Source organism: Micromonospora sp. NPDC003776, assembly GCF_053605645.1.
In genome coordinates, this window is the sequence record NZ_JBSGJR010000709.1 from 1 (window position 1) to 3,088 (window position 3,088).

Annotated in this window: 3 protein-coding genes; 2 read left to right on the top strand and 1 reads right to left on the bottom strand. The window is 75.3% G+C overall.

Annotated features, from left to right (window positions below):
• On the bottom strand, positions 1-1,162 hold a 1,162-nt coding region (locus ACWEVO_RS33740), incomplete at its 3' end, for an AAA family ATPase (protein ID WP_452311469.1).
• Positions 1,163-1,272: 110 nt separating this feature from the next.
• Here ACWEVO_RS33740 and ACWEVO_RS33745 point away from each other — a divergent pair.
• Positions 1,273-1,620, top strand: a complete 348-nt coding sequence (locus ACWEVO_RS33745; protein WP_452311470.1) for a nuclear transport factor 2 family protein — start codon at positions 1,273-1,275, stop codon at positions 1,618-1,620.
• On the top strand, positions 1,617-3,035 hold the full coding sequence (locus tag ACWEVO_RS33750) for an MFS transporter (RefSeq protein WP_452311471.1): 1,419 nt from the start codon (positions 1,617-1,619) through the stop codon (positions 3,033-3,035). Before ACWEVO_RS33745 ends, ACWEVO_RS33750 begins: the two co-directional genes overlap by 4 nt.
• Positions 3,036-3,088: the final 53 nt, after the last annotated feature.

The window sequence follows — 3,088 nt, forward strand, 5'->3', positions numbered from 1 at the left end:
GGCGCAGGTGGGCGGCGGGGTCGGCGGTGAGCTGCGCGGCCCGCTCGTACGCGGCGGCCGCGGCGGCGTGCCCGCTGCGCTCACCGGCCCACGCCGCCGTGCGTTCCAGCTCGGCGGCGACCCGCTCGTCGGTGCCGATGGTCGCCGACGCGAGGTGCCAGGCACGGCGGTCGGCGTCGCCGGGGCGGTCCAACGCGACGGCCAACGCGTCGTGCACGGCGATCCTGCGGCCGGGCGGCGTGCCGTGCCACACCGCGGCCCTCACCAGCGGGTGCCGGAAGGACACGGTCGCCTCCGCGGTAACCAGGCCGGCCCGCACCGCGGCGTCCAGGTCGGCGCCGCCGGCGCCCAGCTTGCCGGCGGCGCGCAGCAGCACACCGAGGTCGCCGGTGTCATCGGCGGCGACCACCTCCAACACGGTGCGCACGCTCTCCGGCAGGGTCCGCACCCGGGCCTGGAACGCCTCGCGGAGCCGATCCGGCAGCGCCCCGCCGGCGGACACCGCGGCCGCCGGCAGCTCGATCAGCGCGAGCGGGTTGCCGACCGCCTCGGCGAGCACCCGGTACCGCCCGCCGGCGTCCAGGCCGGCGGCGTGCTCGGCCAGCAGCGCCGCCGCGGCGGACGGGTCCAGCCCGGACAGCGACAGCTCCGGAACACCGGGCGCCGGGAAGCCGTCGGTGCGGGCGGCGAAGAGCAGGCCGACCGGCTCGGCGCCGAGCCGGCGCGCGGTGAACAGCAGCGCGTCGGCGGACGCCCGGTCCAGCCACTGGGCGTCGTCGACGACGGCCAGCAGCGGGCCGCCGTCGGCCAGCTCGGACAGCAGCGACAGCACCGCGAGGCCGACCAGGAACCGATCGGGCGCGCCGCCCGCGGCCAGCCCCAGCGCGCCGCGCAAGGCCTCGGCCTGCACCGCCGGCAACGCATCGAGCCGATCGAGCGCCGGGTGCAGCAGCAGGTGCAGGCCCGCGAACGGCAGCTCGGCCTCGGACTCCACGCCGACCCCGCGCAGCACCCGCAGCCCCGCCGCGTCGGCGTGCGCGAGCAGCGCAGTCTTGCCGATGCCCGGCTCACCGCGCAGCACCAGCGCGCCGCTGGCGCCACCCCGCACGGTGTCCAGCAGCTTGCCGAGCACCGCCAGCTCCGCGTCCCGCCCGTACAGCATGGCCGAGACGTTACCGAGGCCCACCGACGGATGTACTGATGCGTGACAGATTCCGCTGCCGGCCCGGCTCCATAACGTTCGTTGCACCACAAACGACATGGAGGAACGTCATGACGGTCATCGATCGGTACATCGAGAGCTGGAACGAGACGGACCCGGCCCGGCGGCGGGCGCTGATCGACGAGGTGTGGGCCGAGCACGGCCGGTACACCGACCCGCTGGCGGTCGCCGAGGGCCGGGACGCGATCGACGCGACCATCGCCGCCGTGCAGGGACAGTTCCCCGGGCTGCGGTTCAGCCTCGGCCCGGTGGACGCGCACCACGACATCGCCCGGTTCACCTGGACCCTCGGCACGGACGACAGCGAGCCGCTCGTCGTCGGCTTCGACGTCGCCGTGCTCACCGCCGAGGGCACCATCGCCGCGATCCACGGCTTCCTGGACAAGGTTCCGGCATGACGACGCTGGAGGCACGAACCATGAACACCCTCGCCGCGCCGGCGGCCCCGCCGTCGGCCCGGGCCGAGACCGGCTGGGGCGCCCTGCTGGTGCTGCTGACCGGCACGTTCGTCACCCTGTTGGACTTCTTCATCGTCAACGTGGCGATCCCGTCGATCCAGGTGGACCTGCGGGCCGGGCCGTCGGCGGTGCAGTGGGTGGTCGCCGGGTTCGGGCTGGCGCTGGCCGCGGGTCTCATCACCGGTGGCCGGCTGGGCGACCTGTACGGCCGGCGCCGGCTGTACGCGTACGGGCTCGGCCTGTTCACGCTCGCCTCGGCGGCGTGCGGGCTGGCGCCGAGCGCCGGCATGCTGGTCGCCGGCCGGGTCGTGCAGGGTGTCGCCGCCGCGCTGCTGATGCCGCAGGTGCTCGCCATCATCAACACCGTCTACACCGGTGCCCGGCGGGTGCGCGCGTTCAGCGCCTATGGCGTGGCGGTGGGGCTCGGTGCGGTGTTCGGGCAGCTCATCGGCGGGCTGTTGATCCGTGCGGACGTCGCGGGTCTCGGCTGGCGCAGCATCTTCCTGATCAACGTGCCGGTCGGCGTGGTGACGGTGGCGGCCAGCCGGCGCCTGGTGCCCGAGTCGCGCGCCGCGGCCGGTGCCCGCCTGGATCTGGTCGGCACGGTCCTGGTCTCCCTCGGCCTGATCGCCATCGTGTACCCGCTGGTGGCCGGCGAGCGGGCCGGGTGGTGCCTGGCGGCCCTGCCGCCGCTGGTCGCGTTCGCGCTGTACCAACGCCGGCTGGCCGCGCGGGGCGGCGCGCCGCTGGTGGACCCCCGCCTGTTCAGCGACCGGGCGTACACCGTGGGGGTACTGGTCAGCCTCGCCTTCCAGCTCACGATGGCGTCGTTCTTCCTGGTGCTGGCGGTGTACCTGCAGGACGGGCGCGACCGGTCGGCGCTCGCGTCCGGGCTGCTCTTCGTGCCGCTCGGCGTCGGATACCTGGTCACCTCGATGCTGTCCGGCCGGTTCGCCGCCCGGGCGGGCCGCCGCACCCTCACCGTCGGCACGCTGGTGGTCGCGGCGGGGTACGGGCTGCTCGCCCTCGCCGCGGACGCGCCGATCGGCTGGCTGCTGCCGGGGCTCGTGGTGGCCGGCGCGGGCATGGGCTTCGTGGTGGCGCCACTGCCCTCGATCGTCATGGCCGGGGTGGCCGCCCGGCACGCGGCGGCGGCCTCGGGGGTGCTGTCCACGGCTCAGCAGGCCGGCAACGCCGTCGGCGTGGCCCTGATCGGCAGTCTGTTCTACGGCGCGCTCGGCAGCGGATCGTTCCCGCACGCGTTCGCGCTCAGCCTCGACGTCCTGGTGGCGCTGAGCGTCGCGGTGGCGGTCCTCGTCCGGTTGTCGATGCGGCGGTCGGTGAGAACGTCATGAGCGCGGCCCTCCGCAACGGAGTGCCCGGCATCATCGGCGAGTGCGGAGGCAAC